The organism is Acinetobacter entericus (genome assembly GCF_026168575.1).
Lineage (GTDB): Bacteria > Pseudomonadota > Gammaproteobacteria > Pseudomonadales > Moraxellaceae > Acinetobacter > Acinetobacter bouvetii.
The window spans coordinates 179,752-197,357 of sequence record NZ_JAPEQW010000005.1 but is presented as its reverse complement, the minus strand read 5'-3'; the positions used below and the strand labels follow the sequence as shown (position 1 = coordinate 197,357).

The 17,606-nt window shown below is 48.0% G+C and carries 13 protein-coding genes; 6 read left to right on the top strand and 7 right to left on the bottom strand.

Features of this window, described 5'->3' with window-relative positions; all coding sequences use genetic code 11:
* Positions 1–235 precede the first annotated feature (235 nt).
* The gene (gspE, locus tag OKC24_RS06240) at positions 236–1,723 is read right to left on the bottom strand and encodes a type II secretion system ATPase GspE (RefSeq protein WP_265464884.1); all 1,488 of its coding nucleotides are present in this window, start codon (positions 1,721–1,723) and stop codon (positions 236–238) included.
* A 100-nt stretch (positions 1,724–1,823) separates the two neighbouring features.
* On the opposite strand from gspE, the gene OKC24_RS06235 reads away from it, so the two are divergent.
* Positions 1,824–2,645, top strand: coding sequence for a DUF432 domain-containing protein (locus OKC24_RS06235; RefSeq protein ID WP_130143635.1), 822 nt, complete (start codon positions 1,824–1,826; stop codon positions 2,643–2,645).
* 9 nt (positions 2,646–2,654) lie between these two features.
* Positions 2,655–3,578, top strand: coding sequence for a mechanosensitive ion channel family protein (locus OKC24_RS06230; RefSeq protein ID WP_131277742.1), 924 nt, complete (start codon positions 2,655–2,657; stop codon positions 3,576–3,578).
* Positions 3,579–3,678: 100 nt separating this feature from the next.
* On the opposite strand, the gene OKC24_RS06225 is transcribed toward OKC24_RS06230, so the two are convergent.
* Positions 3,679–6,390: a DUF2339 domain-containing protein gene (locus tag OKC24_RS06225; RefSeq protein WP_130143636.1), complete on the bottom strand. Its 2,712-nt coding sequence runs from the start codon at positions 6,388–6,390 to the stop codon at positions 3,679–3,681.
* Between the two features lie 178 nt (positions 6,391–6,568).
* Here OKC24_RS06225 and polA point away from each other — a divergent pair, with 178 nt between their 5' ends.
* Positions 6,569–9,334, top strand: a complete 2,766-nt coding sequence (polA, locus tag OKC24_RS06220; protein WP_265464883.1) for a DNA polymerase I — start codon at positions 6,569–6,571, stop codon at positions 9,332–9,334.
* 146 nt (positions 9,335–9,480) lie between these two features.
* Here the strand turns inward: polA and OKC24_RS06215 are convergent, their stop codons facing one another.
* Genes OKC24_RS06215 through ppx form a run of 5 tightly spaced genes read right to left on the bottom strand, consistent with a single transcriptional unit; the run spans position 9,481 to position 14,599 of the window.
* Positions 9,481–10,050 carry a YggT family protein gene (locus tag OKC24_RS06215; protein WP_005007580.1) on the bottom strand — a complete coding sequence of 190 codons (570 nt, stop codon included), beginning with the start codon at positions 10,048–10,050 and terminating at the stop codon, positions 9,481–9,483.
* Positions 10,051–10,077: 27 nt separating this feature from the next.
* Positions 10,078–10,908: a pyrroline-5-carboxylate reductase gene (gene proC / locus OKC24_RS06210; RefSeq protein WP_130143638.1), complete on the bottom strand. Its 831-nt coding sequence runs from the start codon at positions 10,906–10,908 to the stop codon at positions 10,078–10,080.
* Positions 10,905–12,284, bottom strand: a complete 1,380-nt coding sequence (gene tilS / locus OKC24_RS06205; RefSeq protein ID WP_130143639.1) for a tRNA lysidine(34) synthetase TilS — start codon at positions 12,282–12,284, stop codon at positions 10,905–10,907. The genes proC and tilS overlap by 4 nt, the downstream gene beginning before the upstream one ends.
* Positions 12,221–13,045, bottom strand: a complete 825-nt coding sequence (locus OKC24_RS06200; RefSeq protein WP_005007576.1) for an acetyl-CoA carboxylase carboxyltransferase subunit alpha — start codon at positions 13,043–13,045, stop codon at positions 12,221–12,223. Before OKC24_RS06200 ends, tilS begins: the two co-directional genes overlap by 64 nt.
* Positions 13,046–13,078: 33 nt before the next feature.
* Entirely contained in the window at positions 13,079–14,599 is a 1,521-nt protein-coding gene (gene ppx / locus OKC24_RS06195; protein ID WP_005007574.1) for an exopolyphosphatase, read from the bottom strand.
* Between the two features lie 264 nt (positions 14,600–14,863).
* Here ppx and trxA point away from each other — a divergent pair, with 264 nt between their 5' ends.
* The 3 genes from trxA (at position 14,864) to OKC24_RS06180 (ending at position 17,461) form a co-directional block, all read left to right on the top strand.
* Positions 14,864–15,190, top strand: a complete 327-nt coding sequence (gene trxA, locus OKC24_RS06190; protein ID WP_005007571.1) for a thioredoxin — start codon at positions 14,864–14,866, stop codon at positions 15,188–15,190.
* A 327-nt stretch (positions 15,191–15,517) separates the two neighbouring features.
* Positions 15,518–16,786: a transcription termination factor Rho gene (gene rho / locus OKC24_RS06185; protein ID WP_005007569.1), complete on the top strand. Its 1,269-nt coding sequence runs from the start codon at positions 15,518–15,520 to the stop codon at positions 16,784–16,786.
* 411 nt (positions 16,787–17,197) lie between these two features.
* Positions 17,198–17,461, top strand: coding sequence for a hypothetical protein (locus OKC24_RS06180; protein ID WP_130143640.1), 264 nt, complete (start codon positions 17,198–17,200; stop codon positions 17,459–17,461).
* The last annotated feature ends 145 nt before the right edge of the window (positions 17,462–17,606 follow it).

Below are 17,606 nucleotides of genomic sequence, written 5' to 3'. Positions count from 1 at the left end.
TTTTAAATGGTTTATCGCATAGACATTTTAATTGGTGAATAACATTAATTTTTTATTTAATATAATTCAATATCTTAATTATATGTGAAAAGCCCAAGAATGCGTATTTGAGCTTTTTTAATGATTTATCACGTTCCACGATTAATGCTTAATCAATGTTCCATGATTTTAATTAGGCTTGTTAAACAGCACGCTCTGCCATCAGCAATGAAAAAATAAAGTGATATTCCTTTCATCACTCCGCCGCTTCATTGGTCACACGCAACACTTCTTCCAGCGTTGTTTTTCCCTGCAATACTTTACGCAAGCCATCATCACGGATAGAACCAGATTGTTTGCGGGCATACGCTTCCACTTCAAACTCGGCTGCATTGCCATGAATTAAGCGGCGCATCGACTCATCCACAGGGACAATTTCATAAATCGCGGTACGGCCATTAAAGCCTGTATGCGAACAATGCTCACAGCCATTCGGCTGAGGCAACTTTAAGTGCGCGTCATGCTCAATATTGGCAAACAGCTGTTCTTCAAAATCATCCGCTTCATGCCAAGTTGCACAGTGTGAACACAAAGTCCTCACCAAACGCTGCGCAATCACTCCAATCAAAGAACTCGACAATAAAAATAGTTCAATGCCCATATCTTTTAAACGGGTCACTGCGCCTACCGCAGTATTGGTATGCAGGGTGGATAACACCAAATGGCCCGTCAGCGAAGCTTGAACTGCAATTTCCGCCGTTTCCAAATCTCGAATCTCACCGACCATCACCACATCTGGATCTTGACGCAGCATGGCTTTTAACGCACGGGCAAAAGTCATATCGACTTTGGTGTTGACCTGTGTCTGGCCAATGCCTTCCAGTTGATATTCAATTGGGTCTTCAGCTGTCAAGATATTTTTTGAGCCGTCATTTAAGTCTGATAAAGCCGCATACAGCGTGGTGGTCTTACCCGAACCCGTTGGGCCCGTCACCAAAATAATGCCGTGCGGACGGTGCACCAAAAGCTTAAGACGCTCATAGTCATTATTCATCAGGCCTAAATGCGTCATGTTTAAACGCCCCGCCTGCTTATCCAGCAAACGCATCACCACGCGCTCGCCATAAGACGACGGCAAGGTCGACACACGCACATCCACTTCACGGCCCGCTAAGCGCAGCGAAATACGGCCATCCTGCGGAATGCGCTTTTCAGCAATATCCAGTTTGGCCATGACTTTAATCCGCGACACCAGCAGCGGCGCCAATTCGCGGCGCGGCTGCACAATTTCACGCAGCTGACCATCGACCCGCAGGCGCACTGATAATTTTTTTTCAAAGGATTCAATGTGAATATCGGAGGCGCCAACACGGATGGCTTCGGATAGCAAGGCATTGATGAGGCGTACTATCGGCGCATCATCTTCCTGATCCATCAAATCTTCAGCTTCAGGCACAGAGTCTGCAAGGCTGAGTAAATCAGGATGATCTTCCAAGCCTGCTGCCACTTGCTGTGATTCCCCAGTATCCCCGGCAAAACTGGAACTCAGCAGCTGATGAAATTCCTGATCTGTGCACAGCTGATACTGCGCGGCATGCCCCAAAAACCGCCGCGCTTCCTGCAGCGCCAGCATAGGTGTGCTTTCACGCCGCACAATATAGGCTTGATCGCCTTCATAACGGAGCAATACGCCATGCCGCTTTGCAAAACTATAGGGTATTTGTAATTGTTTGAGTACTTGCATCAAAGTTTATAATGATGGAAAAAGTGTTTTGAGTGTACTCTAAGCACATGACAGCGTGAAGTCTGTTTTTTCAGCTTTTAATGATATAGGGAAAATTGCATTGTCTTTAATCAGTGATGTACTGCAAACGGAAACGCCTAAACTCAAGTGGTGGGGTGAGCATCATTTTGAGCTGCACCGCCCTAAAGCTTGGCAATTCGGCTCACTGCTGTTCCGCCTGACCCGCGGCCTGCAGGAATGGCGCCTGGAATACCATCGCCCGACGGTACAGTATGACTATGAACAGCAATGGCACCATATTGATGATCCTGAATTTGCTTTTCCGCCGCCGGTGCATATTGAACGCTATATGTTTAAAAATACGCATGAAAATATTCAGATTATGCCAAGGCTGGCCGACCGCTCCGTGGTGATCCGCCCAGTCGACCCGATTTATATCCCTGCCGGCCAGCGCGGTACGCTGTACATCAGCACGCCATTATGGATTGCGGGATTTGTGGAAGGCCAAAGAGACCCGCTGTTTGATATTCCTGTCATTTTGCCCAAAGACACATGGTTTGGCCCCAATAAGCGCATGGGTGAAATCTGCTATGCCACTGCAGTCGATGGACGCACAGAGCTGCATCAGCTGAAAGTCCGCGCCTTTCGCGCCATTACCCCGATTGAATTTCACAACACCAGCCATGAACAATTGCGCTTTGACCGCATGAATGTGCCGGTTCCCGCCTTGCCGCTGTTTTACAGTGAAAGTACTGGGCGCTTATGGACCTCGCAGATTAAAGTGCAGCATGAAGGGCCTGACCGACCGCCGCGTATCCGCATAGAAAACCGCACACCGCCGCATGCAGGGGAAGTGATGTATATGCATCCGCCGCGTGAAACGGCTGGGGCTTTATTTAACATGTTTGATTCATTTTTCTAAGAGGCAGCCATGGCGAATACCAGTATTTCTAGCGAAGTCACCAGCAGCCTCACGGGGATTGTGAAGAATCTGAACACTGACCGGATCACAGAGCTTTTGGTTGCCGTGATTTTGGCCTTGATTGGTTTTTTAATTGCGCGTTTTGTGTCCAACGCCTTTATCCGAACAATTGGCGTGCGCTTCAATGCACATCAGCGCTTGGTCTGGCGGCGCGGCATTTTTTATTTCATTTTCATTATCTTTATCATGGCCAGCTTGAAAGAAGCCGGCTTTAAGCTCAGTGTGTTTTTAGGCGCGGCGGGCATCCTGACGGTGGCTTTAGGTTTTGCCTCACAAACGTCCGCGTCCAACCTGATCAGCGGGATTTTCCTGATTGGCGAAGGCTCTTTTGAAATTGGCGATACCATTCAAATTACCCTGATCCGCGGCCATACCATTGAAGGTGAAGTCATCTCGATTGACTTGCTGTCCGTTAAGCTGCTGACGCAGGACAATGTCTATGTGCGCCTGCCGAATGAACAGCTGATCCGCGCGCCGGTGCATAATCTGTCAAAATTTCCGATACGGCGCATTCCCATTACACTGGCGATTAACTTCCATGAAGACATCATTAAAGTCCGCGAAGTGCTGCTGGATGTTGCTGGCAAATATCCGCTGGTGCTGGCTGACCCCAAACCTGCGGTCACGGTGACGGCATTCCGGGAATCATCAATTGAGCTTCTGTTTGCGGTATGGTGCCAGCAGGAGAACTTTCTAAGAGTGCGCGATGAAATGCAGGAACGCATCCGCAACGGCTTTTTGGATAATCAAATTGAAATTCCAGTACCGAAAATGGGCTTTGTTGACCACCCTGCTGTATCGCCTTTGCAAAATGAAGAGCTGGATCAATATGCTAATGCGCAAGAAATTAAGCGTGAACCGGACTTAAAATAGCGCGTCTGCTTTTCTGCGTTTAAATGGCAGGCATTCAAAAATCCAGCAGGATGAGGCAGGCGCTTTCCTTCGTGGAAAGCCGCATGCAATAAAAGAAAAATCAGCGCTTCTGCGCCTCTGGCATAGGCGCAATATAGGCAATTATCAGCATGACAAAACCTGCGCCTAAGAATGAAATGACCCGGCTCAGCGTGCCGATATGCGAAAGGTCAAACAGCACTAATTTTAAAGTGACCAAGACCAAAATACTGCCGCCAAAGATCCATAACGAACGTAAATGCCGTTTCGCTGCCGTCAGCATGCAGATGAAGGCTAAGCTGACCCACAGCAAAGTGAAACTCAGCTGCACCGTGGCATTTTCCCACATCTCCCAGACATTGTACGGCGTGCCCAGATACACATGCAGCGCGCGCAGCACCACATAGCTGCTGAGCCAAAGCAGCCCCAACATCATCAAAACGGCGCCTAAGCTTTTTTCCAAGCCTGCTTTCATCTGCACATTCAGCATCCAGATAAAACCCGCCTGCATCGCGATGCTGATTAAGTCAAAAGGATTCAGCACAGGCAGCAGATACAGCTGAAACGCCTGCTGGCTGAAAATCTGCGAAAAAATAATCCACAGCAGCATCAGCATCAGCGTATTTCGCGCCTGCCAGAACATTTTCCAATCGGGATTGGGCTGGCGATAACACCAAAGCGCAAACAGCAGCGGTAAAATCACCACACTTAAAAACGGCATGCTTGGTATTAACGTTAAGCTGGCGAACGCCAAACTGGCCAGCGCTCCTAAGCTGACCCACTCTTTTTCTGCTTTCACGCCCAGCATCGGGCGCAGCCACAGCAGAGTCAGCAGCGCGCCGCTCAAAGCAAACAGCAATCGGTCGGTCAGATTGTGCCACAGCAGCTTGCCGTCATGGCTTAAATCGACTGCCATATACAGCGCCAAGCCATACACAGGAATTAACCCAATCCATTTCGGCAGCAGCCATGACCATGCGGCGCCGCGGCGCAGCAGCCATTCATTGAAGATGCTGTAAAGCATGGCAATGCTCAGCAGGCAAATGAAGGCTTGGCTTGGACTGTCAATTTGCTCCAGCAGCAGCACGAACAGCATGACCGTAGCTGACAGCATCTGCATGCATTGAAAGGCAACCGCCGAACTGCTCAGCTGCTTCCGGAACTCAGCAGTGCTGTTCGCAATCAGCACCGTCAGCAGATAACTGATGCACAGCACCCAGTACACATTGCTTGGAAAAACGTTTTGCACTGAAAAATAGTACAGGCTGGAAAAACCCGCCATCATCATCAAGCCCATGCCGACATAACGGCTGAGCACAGAATGGCGGTACAGGCCATACGCAAAGACAGCGGCGCCTTCAACCGCCCAGCCCGCCACACTCCAGTGTTCGTACAGCAGTATCGGCGGAATGAATGCCATAAAGATCAGCATCAGACTGAAATAGCTTTGCGAAATAATGCGGATCGCCTGATGGCGCTTTGACAGCAGATATAAAACGCCATAGATTCCGGCAAAAATCAAACTGAAACCCGCCTGCCAGCGCTGTTCATCAAAATACATCAGATATAAAAAGCCATAACTGACAATCGGCGCGCCAAAAATCAGCGCCAGATCCAGTACCGGTTTCAATTGAAAACGCATCAGATTTTCTTGGGCCAGCAGCTGGCTGAAACGGAATCCGAGCCAAATAAAAATCGCCGCATGCGCATAAATTAAATAACTGAGTGCAGTTCTTTCCTGCTCTTCGCCTCGGTAAAAAGCATACGCGCCGCCCACCAGCACGGTCATTAAAAATGAAATCTGATTGAGAATTTTCCACGGCCTTAACGTGCTTAAAACCGCCACGGCTAAATTGATGCAAAGATAATAAGCAATCAGCTCAGCAGCGGTGGCATTGCGCACAGGCAGAGTAAAAGGCGCAATATAGGCGATCATCATCGCCATCAGCGCCAATTCAATACTTTGCTGTTTCAGGCTGAGCCAAATGGCGGGCAGAAGAATGGCGGCAAAGCACAGGCTGGCGATTGGCAAATTTGGAATGACCTGATTGTAATAGGCAAAAAATAAGGTCAGCGACAAGCTTGCCAGCCCCAAGCCCTCTAAAGCCAAAGCAAAACCCCGGTTGCGCTGCTTCAGCATATAGCCCAATAGCGTGATGCCGGCACTGACCGCCGCCACCAGCCATAATTTAACCGCAAGGCTGAGCTGCCAATGCTCAGTGGCAAAACGCAGCAGCAGGATCACCCCAATCACCAAAACAGCAATAGCGGCTTTTAATACCGGGTTGCCTTTAAACAGCCATTGCTGCAGCTGATCCATCAGACTGATGGAAACATCAGAGGCAATGAGCGCCTCAGATGGACTTGCTTCACCTGGACGCCGTGATTCCGCCTGCCGGCTCAGATCAGGCCTTGCGTGAAGTTGACGCTGCAGCGACAGCACATTGCGTTCCAGCCGCTTCAGCCAGCGCAGGAAAAAGAAAATCCAGGCAGAAATGCCTAATCCGGTTAAGATGCCAATATGGCCGATACCGCCGACCAGCGTCATGATCGAAGCGATATACAAAGGCACTTTTGACGTCGCTGCAAGCGGCAAGCCCGCTTCAGCCGCCAATTGGTCTGCCGGCTTTTGCAGGTCATCGACATAGTGCATCACGCTCACAGCAAATGCAAAACCGCATAAATAGCTGAAAATTTTCAGATCCGAAAACCAGCAGCCCACCCCGGCAATAATCAGCGCCATCAGCCAGATCATTCTGATTTCGTTATTTCTGTTCCGCTGTGCGTTCAGCATGCCTGCCCTTTTTTTTCAGTTTTAGCTGATGATACCGCAGCGGCCGGCAGAAGTTCCGCTGCTTTATCAGATTTTCGGTAACTGCTGCCAGACAATCACAGCGCCGCGCCATCATGCCTCAGCGCAGAGCGGAAAAATCACGTACAATAAAACCGTTATCTGGATTAGGAATTTTTCAATGCCGCCATTTGTCTTGGTCGATGGGTCATACTTTTTATTTCGCGCCTTTCACGCACTCCCCCCTTTAACCACGTCAACTGGATTGCATACCAATGCCATCCGCGGAGCCATTTCCGCCATTCAAAAGCTCATGCGCCGCACCCAGCCGACTCACATGGCGGTGATTTTTGATACGCCTGAACCGACGTTCCGCCATGAGCTTTCGCCCATCTATAAAGGCGACCGCCCAAGCATGCCGGAAGAGCTGGCAGAACAGATTCCTTACCTGCATGCGCTGATCCGCGCACTGGGCATTCCGCTGCATATGCTGCCGGGCGCAGAAGCCGATGATATTATCGGCACGCTGGCAAAACGCGCAGAAGCGCAAGGCCATCAGGTGCTGATTTCGACTGGCGATAAGGACATGGCGCAGCTGGTCACCGACAAAGTCACGCTGGAAGACAGCTTTAAAGACAAGCCTATGAATGTAAACGGCGTCTTTGAGAAATTCGGGGTTTGGCCCAACCAGATTATTGACTATCTGACCTTAATGGGCGATGCATCTGACGGCATCATGGGTGTTCCAGGCGTTGGCGCAAAAACAGCGGCAAAACTGCTGACCGAATACGGCTCAATTGGCGGCATTTTAGAGAATGTCGACAGCATTAAAGGCAAAGTCGGTCAAAATATTAAAGACAATGTGGAAGGGATTGCGCTGGACCATCAGCTGGCCAGCATCGTCTGTGATTTGGATATGAACCTGACTTATGATGACCTGAAATTAGCTGATCCAAATATCGAACAGCTGCGCAGCCTGTATACCGAATTAGAATTCCGCAATCAGCTGCAGTCTTTAGATCATCCCAATAATCCAAATGGCGCAGCGTATAAGCAGAATTCAAAAGCCATTCTTAAAGATGCCCATGCGGAAGAAAAAACGGTTACTGAAGATCAGGCGTCCATTACCAGCACCGATGATGTCTTGGGCCAAGCCAATTATCATACCGTTTTAGCGCAAATGGACTGGGACAATTTATTTAAACGCCTCAGCACCGAAAAGCGCTTTGCCTTTGATACGGAAACCACCAGCCTCGATTACCGCGTTGCGCAAATTGTCGGTTTCTCTGTGGCTTTTGATGCGCATGATGCCTATTACGTGCCGCTGGCGCATGATTATGAAGGCGCGCCTGAGCAGCTGAGCCGGGACCTTATTCTTGCGCAAATCAAGCCGATTTTAGAAGACAAATCGGTTGAAAAAATCGGCCATCATTTAAAATATGATGCGCACGTGCTGAAAAATCACGGCATTGAGTTGCAAGGCTGGTATTTCGATACCATGCTGGCCTCATATGTGCTCAACTCGGTTGCCACCCGCCACGGTATGGATGATGTTGCCCGCCTGTACTTAAGCCATTTAACCACAACGTTTGAGCAAGTGGCGGGCAAAGGCGCGAAACAGAAAAGCTTTAACCAGATTGAGCTGGAAACCGCTTCACACTATGCAGCCGAAGATGCACATGTGACTTACCGCCTGTATGAAGTGCTGGATGCCAAATTGCACAAGCATCCTGAACTGGTCAATATTCTGCACAATGTGGAAATGCCAGTGGCGCGTGTGCTGACCATGATGGAAGAGAACGGCATTGAGCTGAATCTGGACTTTCTGGATCAGCTGGGCAGCGAATTTGCCAAAACCATTCAGGATTTGGAAAATCAAATTACGGAACTGGCAGGCCAACCTTTCAATGTCAGCTCACCTAAACAAGTCGGCGAGATCCTGTTTGACAAGCTGGGCTTGAAAGGCGGCAAGAAAACCTCGACGGGCCAATACAGCACCAGTGAAAGCGTGCTGGAAAAAATAGAGCATCCAATTACCGATCTGATTCTGGAATACCGCGGCCTGTCTAAGCTGAAAAGCACCTATACCGACGGCCTGCTGAAGCAAGCCAATAATGAGACGCACCGCGTGCACACCAGCTACCATCAGGCGCTGACGGCCACCGGCCGTTTGTCATCAACCGATCCGAACCTGCAGAACATTCCTGTGCGTGAAGACATTGGCCGTCAAATCCGTAAAGCCTTCATTGCGCCGAAAGGCCGCGTACTGCTGGCCGCCGATTACTCGCAAATTGAATTGCGTTTAATGGCGCATTTTTCACAGGATGAAGCCTTGGTGGATGCCTTCAATCACGGTCAGGATGTGCATCGCCGCACAGCAGCGGAAGTTCTTGGCATTGCATTGGAAGATGTAACCGGCAATCAGCGCCGCCAAGCCAAAGCCGTCAATTTCGGCCTGCTCTACGGCATGTCTGAATTCGGCCTCACCCGCCAATTGGGCTTTAGCCGTGAAGAGTCACGCAGCTATATCGGCAAATACTTCCAGCGCTATCCTGGCGTGTTGGAATATATGGAGCGTACCCGCCAAGTGGCCCGTGAACAGGGTTTTGTCGAAACCATTTTAGGCCGCCGCCTGTATACGCCAGATATTATGGCCAGCAATAAAATGATCAAGCAAGGTGCAGAGCGCGCAGCGATTAATGCGCCGCTGCAAGGTTCGGCTGCAGACATCATTAAAATGGCCATGATTGAAGTGGAAAAAATGCTGCCAAAAGGCCAAGCCAAAATGCTGCTGCAGGTGCACGATGAATTGGTCTTTGAAGCCGATGAGGACATTGCGGATGATTTGGCAGTGAAACTGGCGGATGTTATGCAGTCTGTACTGAAAATTTCTGTGCCGCTGGTCGTAGAAGTCGGCAAAGGCAGCAACTGGGATGAGGCTCACTAAAGCACTTGCTCCTTCCTCCTCCCAGGAGGAAGGCTGGGATGGAGGTCATTTGCCTCCTAGAAGAAATATCAATGTCTTCACCTAAAAATTGCAGCCATAAAAAAGGACTCGTAATCGAGTCCTTTTTTACAATTGGGTTTCAGCACTTATAGGCCTGTCAGCAGCACAATCGCCACTTCTTTCATGATGGTTTCCGCCAGCAGCAAAGCAAAAATTGCGACAATCGGAGACAAATCAATCATGCCCATATTCGGCAGAATACGGCGGAATGGCGCCAGCAGCGGCTCTGCCAATTCTTGAACCACCTCAATATAAGGTGAACGCGATTGGCTGAACATCACCACCCAGCTCAAAATAATTGAAGCAAAAATCAAATAGCGGCAGAAGCGGATTAAGTCCTGAATCATGGTCACGAAGGTCATAATGATTAAATGCACAGGACTGTTAACGGATGCCCCGGACAAATGCATCACTCCAAACATTTTCAGAATATACAGCACCACCAATAAAATTAATGCCGCTGTATTCACCCGGCCTTTACCGACCGTCGGGAAAATCCGGCTGAACATATCTACAATTTTTGTGGCTTTCGCAGTAGAAAGCACCACAGGATTGTATGGACTTACTGCAGCCAATTGCATTAAAAACCGGAAGAAAACGAGCAAAATTGCGACGTTAATGATAATGCCAAAAATTAGCGCAGAATTTGCACCCATACTAGAACATTCCTAAATAAAAACGAATTACTTGATGCTGTCACTTAAATCTTGCGCAAGCTCTTGACTACGCTTTTGCGCAGCCGCCAAAGCCGCCTGAATATTTTGTGAGATATGCGCATGATCAAACACTTCAATCGCTGCTTGCGTTGTGCCATTTGGCGAAGTCACATTTTTGCGCAGTTCTGCTGGACTGCTGGAGCTGGTGATTGCCATTTGCGCTGCGCCCAAAGCGGTTTGCAAGGTCAGCGCTGTCGCCACTTTTTCATCCAGGCCCAAATTTTTGCCTGCACGGATCATGCTTTCCATCATATAAAAGAAATATGCTGGGCCTGAACCTGAAACAGCGGTAACCGCATCAATTTGCGCCTCAGATTTTACCCAAATTGTCAGGCCAGTTGAAGCCAAAACTTGGCTGGCCAGCTCACGGTCTTGCGCATCGACAGCATCATATGCAAACAATCCATGAGCGCCGGTCTGCACCAGAGCAGGCGTATTCGGCATGACGCGGACAATGCGGTCAGTTTCTAAAATTTTTGAAATTGTGGCAATTTCCGCGCCGGCCACAATCGAAATCACCAACTTGCCGTCAAGCAGGCCTTTTAACGGCTTTAAAATACTGGCAAAAACCTGCGGCTTCACCGCAAACAGCACAATATCAGCATCACGGATTGCCAGTGCATTGTCATCCGTCACATGCACATCTTTTTCAGCCAGCAATTCACGGACTTTCTCGACAGGATCTGAAACTGTAATGCGGGTTGCGGGCAGTCCGCGCGCAATTAAACCGCCGATTAAAGCTTGCGCCATATTGCCGCCGCCAATAAAAGTGATATTACAATTTAGAACTGCGCTCATGATGAAGATCCGCTCTTGCTGTTATCTGAAGAAACCAATTGGGGCAGCCATCCCGCCTGAATGCAATACGGTGACTCTGCCAGCCAAAAGCCTTTCGGCGTAAAAACGCCTAGCATAACATTATCTATGCTTAATATTTGAATTCGATGACGCAGCCAAGGAAAAATTTGCGCCTGCTGAATGGCTTTTTTTAAGGGCCATGACCCAGTACGCCCATGCAGATGAATTTTTTCGCCGCCCTGACGCTGAGTTAATGTCAGCTTCTGTTCCAACAAAGCAAAAGACAGGCCAAAGCCCTCTCCCGCCTGTATCTGAAAACAGCCTGACAGTGCCGTAAAACTGTTCGCTAATTGAATTTGAATGTGCTGCGGCTCAGCCTGCTCATATTCTGAGGAGAGATATTCCGCCGCAGCTAAACGGTACAGCCGCTTAGCGAAACGCACATAATAAAAACCATTCCAGTGCAAAGCCGCCTGTGAATCTACTTTCGATTCAATCACTTCATGCATTAAACGCTGCACCATATCAAAAGATGGCCGGTATTGCGCCTGCCCTCTCATCCATGCCGATAACAGCTGGCGCTGCCTAGGCGGCGCTAAAGCCTGCAGTTTTTCCAGCTGCAAAATGTCAGATGTTCCACATGAAACCAAATCAAAGGTCAGCACATCAGCCAAAATATCTTCTGCGTCCTGCATTAAATAGCTGCTGCGACTTAATGCCTGCTGCATTTTTGGAAAACGTGACTGCAGCACAGGCCATAGTTCTTCCCTGCTCCATGCACGGTCATATTCTGTATTAAAATTGGTGGGGTCCTGAATATTTTGCACATTCAATTCTGCCGCCCATTGGCAAATTTGCTCACGGGAAAGATTCAGCAACGGCCGCCAAATCGTCATCAGATCCCGCTGGTCGACCTGACGCATCGCCGCCAAGCCATGAATCCCTGCGCCGGACAGCAGCCGCAGCATTAACGTCTCGGCCTGATCCTGCTGATGATGCGCCAAGACCAATATGTCATGAGGCAGAAGATGTTGCTGATAAGCCTGATAACGCGCTGTACGCGCTTGGTTTTCTAAATTGCCTTCCGAAACATGCACCGCTTCTACAATACAAGGCACATTTAATGATGCGCAGGCTTGCGCCACAAATTGGCCCCAATCTGCACTATTTTCCTGCAGCTGGTGGTTAACATAAATAGCGCGGATTTTTTGCGGGTATAAAAAAGACATCAGGTGCAAAAGCAGCATGGAATCCATGCCGCCGCTGCACCCGATTAAGAAGGAAGCCTGATCAGAAAATACGTCTGACTGGCTTAAGCAGTCAGACCTAAATTGTCGCTGCCAAATTTCATTAAACGCTGATAGCGTGCTTCGCATCGTTCTTTTGCATCCATTGGCGTTAATTCATCTAAAGCCTGTTTCAGCACAGTTTTTAAACTCTGCATTACCTGTTCAGGATTCAAATGCGCGCCTTCGCCTTCATCTACCACATATTCAACAATGCCGATTTTTTGCAGCTTGTCAGCCGTCAATGCCAGCGCTTCACTGGCCTGTTCCGCCTTCTCTGCCGTTTTCCACAGAATTGAAGCGCAGCCTTCAGGAGAAATCACGGAGTAGATACTGTGCGACAGCATGACCACACGGTCTGCAACACCAATGCCCAATGCGCCGCCTGAACCGCCTTCACCTAAAACCGTAGCAATTACGGGAACTTTTAAGCTCGACATCTGTGCAAGGCTGGTCGCAATCGCTTCTGCCTGGCCGCGCTCTTCTGCGCCGACGCCAGGATATGCGCCCATCGTATCAATAAAGGTAAATACCGGCAGGTTAAAACGCTCCGCCATATCCATCAGGCGCTGCGCTTTGCGGTAGCCTTCAGGATTGCTCATGCCGAAGTTATGCTGCAGCTTTTCACGTGTGCTGCGGCCGCGGTGCTGGCCGACCACCATAACAGGCTGACCTTCAAAACGCGCTAAACCGCCCACCATTGCACCGTCATCGCCAAATAAGCGATCACCATGCAAAGCATCAAATTCAGTGAAGATCTCACTGACATAATCCAAATATTGCGGACGATCCGGATGACGTGCAATTTTAACTGTAGCCCATGCTTTAGATTGCGCTGCTTTATTTTTCATAGGTCGACCATTATCCCTGAATTAACCAATGTGTTAATCGATAAACTGTTCCGACTGAATATTCAACTCAATATCCCAATGCTTGAACTGCACTTGTTCATCATGCAAGTCCGCAACAAGCAATGGCCATTGTTTGGCATCGCCAGAAACGCTAAGCTGCCATTGTTGCGCATTCTCGGCGCTTAATTCAATGGCAGGAAGCATCTCATCGCTGCGGCTGTGATTCAGCAAAACTGCTAAACGAAGCAATAGACATAAGTGCACAAGTTTGCTACCGCCGACTTTCATCACATCCATGCGAGCATCGCTGCGCAGCTTGCGGCGGTGATGCGCCACCAAATGTGACAAATGGTTCTGATCAATTTGCGAGAAGCCGGGAATATCGGAATGCTGCAGCAAATATGCACCATGGCGGTGATAGCCACTGTGGCTGATCGCCAGGCCTATTTCGTGCAAATATGCAGCGCGGCGCAGCAAGTCACTGTCATCACTGTTTAAATTCAGCTTTTGCGCAACATTATCAAACAGCTGCTGTGCAGTCGCCACCACGCGTTCAGCCTGTTTGGAATCCGCATTGTAGCGGCCCAGCAAAGCATGCACCGAACGGTCTCGAACATCTTCATGCTGGAACCGGCCCAGCAGATCGTACATCACCCCTTCACGCAAAGCGCCATCAGAATACACCAGCTTATCTATGCCCAGTACATCAAATACCGTGCATAAAATGGCAATGCCCGCTGGCAAAACTGCCCGTCGGTCTTCTTTCAGCCCATCAAAATCCATTTCAGAAACATGCTTAAATTTAAGCAGTTTGTCTTTCAGTTTTTCTAAACCTTCACGGGTCAGCTCTTCCCGCTCATTGCTCCAGCCCATATTGACGGTAATTTGACGGCAGGCTTTTATTGTACCGCTGGAGCCGACGACCGTATCCCAGCCGGCTGCTTTATAAGTATTGGCAATTCCTGACAGCTCTTTGCGCGCCGAATTTACCGCCTTGTCAAAACTTTTCTGATTGATTTCACCATCAGCAAAAAATGCTTTGGTAAAGGCAACGCAGCCCATTTGCACCGATTCGGTATGAATCGGCTCAAATTCTTCACCGATAATCAGTTCGGTTGAACCGCCGCCGATGTCAATCACCAAGCGGCGGCCGCTGTTGGCCATAGTATGAGAAACACCTAAGTAAATTAGCCGCGCTTCTTCCCGGCCCGCAATGATTTCAATCGGCTTCGGTAAAATTTCTGCGGCTTTTTGAATAAAATCCTGCCCATTTTTGGCCTGACGCAGCGCATTCGTCGCCACAATGCGCAGGCGGTTCGGCTGTACTGAACCCAAACGGCCGACAAAGCGCGCCAAACACGCCAAGCCGCGCTGCTGAGCCGCTTCGGTTAAGTTTTTATTTTCATCCAAACCAGCCGCCAGCTGAACTTTTTCTGACATTGAAGCAACTTTTTTTACTTCACCATGGTCTACACGCGCGATCGCCAAGTGAAAGCTGTTTGACCCCATATCAATGGCGGCAAGCAATTCTTCATCAATCAAAAAATCAGACATGATTCAATACAAACCTATACAGAATTGTGCTTAGAGTAATTCACAACCATGCAATTTAAAAGCCATTTATGTACCCGCTTCGCAGACAAGCTGAATTTCAGGCATCGATGACAATTGTGTTATACGATCACAGCTATCGTGAGCATCAATTAGACAATTCCGCATTAAAAGCCGAAAATTTACATAACCCCCTACATTGTTCAGGATGGCTATGTAATACTTATAGTTATAGAGTCATCTTAAAATTATTTTGGAGCAACAGCCATGTCAGGCAATATTGTAAATACAACTGATGAAAACTTTGATGCAGACGTCCTGAAATCTGACGTGCCTGTATTGGTCGACTTTTGGGCAGGCTGGTGTGCGCCATGTAAAGCAATCGCGCCAGTTCTAGAAGTCCTCGCAACTGAATATGAAGGCAAAGTTAAAGTTGTTAAAGTAGATGTGACTTCTTGTGAAGCGACTGCTGTCAACTACAATATCCGCAACATTCCTGCTTTGCTGATGTTCAAAAACGGCGAAGTTGTTGCACAGCAAGTGGGCGCTGCGCCAAAATCAAAACTGACTGCTTTCATTGATGACAACATCTAATCCAAGCCCAGTTTAAATTGCAGAAAATGCGCTATTTTTATGGCGTATTTTTTTGCTGATAAATTGACAAACCTGTATTTCTCTCTTATATTGCTAACTCAAGAAATAAAGGATCTCAAATCCTGTCATTTTCTTACAAGACACAACACATAAGATCGCCGCCCGGCAATAGAAATTGTTTTTACACATTTTTCTTCAAACAATGAATCAGCTCTCTGAATTATTATTGTGCAAATACAATCGCGTAATCTAATTGTCTGCATGCGGCTCAATGTTGCTCCCTTTCCATCCCGTATACTAGAATTTTTGATTCTTATCTGACCTCCTATGAATTTAACCGAACTCAAGAAAAAACCGATTGGCGAACTCATCAAAATTGCCGAGTTTATGGGCCTTGAAGGAATGGCGCGTAACCGCAAGCAAGACATTATTTTTGCCATCTTAAAACGCCATGCAATGAATGGCGAAGAGATCTTTGGTGATGGCGTTTTGGAAATTCTGTCAGATGGCTTTGGCTTCCTACGCTCTGCAGCCGGCTCTTACCTTGCAGGCCCTGACGACATTTATGTCAGCCCTTCACAAATCCGCCGCTTCAACCTGCGTACAGGCGACACCATTACCGGCACCATCCGCCCGCCCAAAGAAGGCGAACGCTATTTTGCATTATTAAAAGTTAATCAAATTAACTACGACACTCCAGAAAACTCACGCAATAAGATTTTGTTTGAAAACTTAACACCGCTGTTCCCAACTGAACAATTGGTCATGGAGCTGGGCAACGGCACAACTGAAGACTTGACTGCGCGTGTAGTCGATTTAGTTGCACCGATCGGTAAAGGCCAGCGCTCTATTATTGTTGCGCCGCCAAAAGCCGGTAAAACCATGCTGCTGCAAAATATTGCGCAATCCATTGTGCGCAATAATCCAGAATGTTTCTTGATTGTTCTTCTGATTGACGAGCGTCCTGAAGAAGTGACCGAAATGGAGCGTACCGTACGCGGTGAAGTGATTGCCTCTACATTTGATGAATCGCCTGCCCGTCACGTGCAAGTCGCTGAAATGGTCATCGAAAAAGCGAAACGCTTAGTCGAGCACAAAAAAGACGTTGTGATCTTGCTCGATTCGATCACCCGTTTAGCGCGCGCTTACAACACCGTGATTCCATCTTCCGGCAAAGTACTGACAGGCGGTGTGGATGCCCATGCGCTTGAACGTCCTAAACGCTTCTTCGGTGCTGCGCGAAACATTGAAGAAGGCGGTTCATTGACCATCATTTCTACAGCCCTGATTGAAACAGGCAGTAAAATGGATGAGGTGATTTACGAAGAATTCAAAGGTACAGGCAACCAGGAAATCACCCTTGACCGCCGTATCGCTGAAAAACGCGTATTCCCGGCAATGAACATCAAGAAATCCGGCACTCGCCGTGAAGAACGCTTAATGTCAGAAGACAATCTGCGTAAAGTCTGGATTCTGCGCAAGCTGCTGCATACGCAAGATGAGCTGGCAGCCATGGAATTCCTGCTGGACCGCATGAAAGAAACCAAAACCAATGATGATTTCTTCGATCAAATGAAGCGTAAAGCGACGAATTGATTTCAGCAATCTTAAAAAGAGCCATCGATCACGATGGCTTTTTTATTTGGTTGACATGACTTACACAACAAAACAATTGCTGCCAGTTTCTGTTAACTTATTTTCAAGTAAATGATTATAAAAATATTTTGTTAAAAAACCCTAGTAGTTTTAGGGGCTTATTTAGTACTTATCCAATATATCCGCTCCCTTTGATTGTTATTTTCTGTTAAAAAAAGCCATTTTTTAACCATTTTTTCGCGTTTTGCCCCTATGAAGCAGTAGCAATTCAAAATGCGCAGTGATAGCATATTCGCATACCAGTTAGGCTGCATCTGCATTATTATTTACCTAAGAAAAATTAGGCATAATAAAAGCATAAAACAGTGCTAACTCAGGTTTTTTTTAATCTCATATTTAGAGAGTGATGCCATGTTATTCAAAAAAATCGCTATTGCTGCTGCAGTTGCTACTACTTTAGCTTTCGTTGGTTGTGCTAAAAAAACTGAAGAAGCTCCTGCTGCATCTGAAGCTGCTGCATCTGAAGTAGCTGCTGCTTCTGAAGCTGTTGACGCTGCTGCATCTGAAGCTTCTGCTGCTGCTTCTGAAGCTACTGTTGCTGCTTCTGAAGCTACTGTTGCTGCTTCTGAAGCTACTGCTGCTGCTTCTGAAGCTTCTGCTGCTACTGCTAAATAATCTAACGATTATTCAGTACAAAAAAGAGAGCCCTTGGCTCTCTTTTTTTTTGCCTGCTTTTCGCAATGCAGAACAATACAGCTAAAATAGCTCTGCTCAATAGCGACCAAAACCGCTCCGGTTTATTTAGATCAGCATAAAAAAG

What these genes read in the sequence shown, in the direction of transcription:
- gspE (WP_265464884.1), bottom strand. Translation starts at nt 1,723, where the DNA reads ATGCAAGTACTCAAACAATTACAAATACCCTATAGTTTTGCAAAGCGG.
- OKC24_RS06230 (WP_131277742.1), top strand. Translation starts at nt 2,655, where the DNA reads ATGGCGAATACCAGTATTTCTAGCGAAGTCACCAGCAGCCTCACGGGG.
- OKC24_RS06225 (WP_130143636.1), bottom strand. Translation starts at nt 6,390, where the DNA reads ATGCTGAACGCACAGCGGAACAGAAATAACGAAATCAGAATGATCTGG.
- polA (WP_265464883.1), top strand. Translation starts at nt 6,569, where the DNA reads ATGCCGCCATTTGTCTTGGTCGATGGGTCATACTTTTTATTTCGCGCC.
- OKC24_RS06215 (WP_005007580.1), bottom strand. Translation starts at nt 10,050, where the DNA reads ATGGGTGCAAATTCTGCGCTAATTTTTGGCATTATCATTAACGTCGCA.
- proC (WP_130143638.1), bottom strand. Translation starts at nt 10,908, where the DNA reads ATGAGCGCAGTTCTAAATTGTAATATCACTTTTATTGGCGGCGGCAAT.
- tilS (WP_130143639.1), bottom strand. Translation starts at nt 12,284, where the DNA reads ATGCGAAGCACGCTATCAGCGTTTAATGAAATTTGGCAGCGACAATTT.
- OKC24_RS06200 (WP_005007576.1), bottom strand. Translation starts at nt 13,045, where the DNA reads ATGAAAAATAAAGCAGCGCAATCTAAAGCATGGGCTACAGTTAAAATT.
- ppx (WP_005007574.1), bottom strand. Translation starts at nt 14,599, where the DNA reads ATGTCTGATTTTTTGATTGATGAAGAATTGCTTGCCGCCATTGATATG.
- trxA (WP_005007571.1), top strand. Translation starts at nt 14,864, where the DNA reads ATGTCAGGCAATATTGTAAATACAACTGATGAAAACTTTGATGCAGAC.
- rho (WP_005007569.1), top strand. Translation starts at nt 15,518, where the DNA reads ATGAATTTAACCGAACTCAAGAAAAAACCGATTGGCGAACTCATCAAA.
- OKC24_RS06180 (WP_130143640.1), top strand. Translation starts at nt 17,198, where the DNA reads ATGTTATTCAAAAAAATCGCTATTGCTGCTGCAGTTGCTACTACTTTA.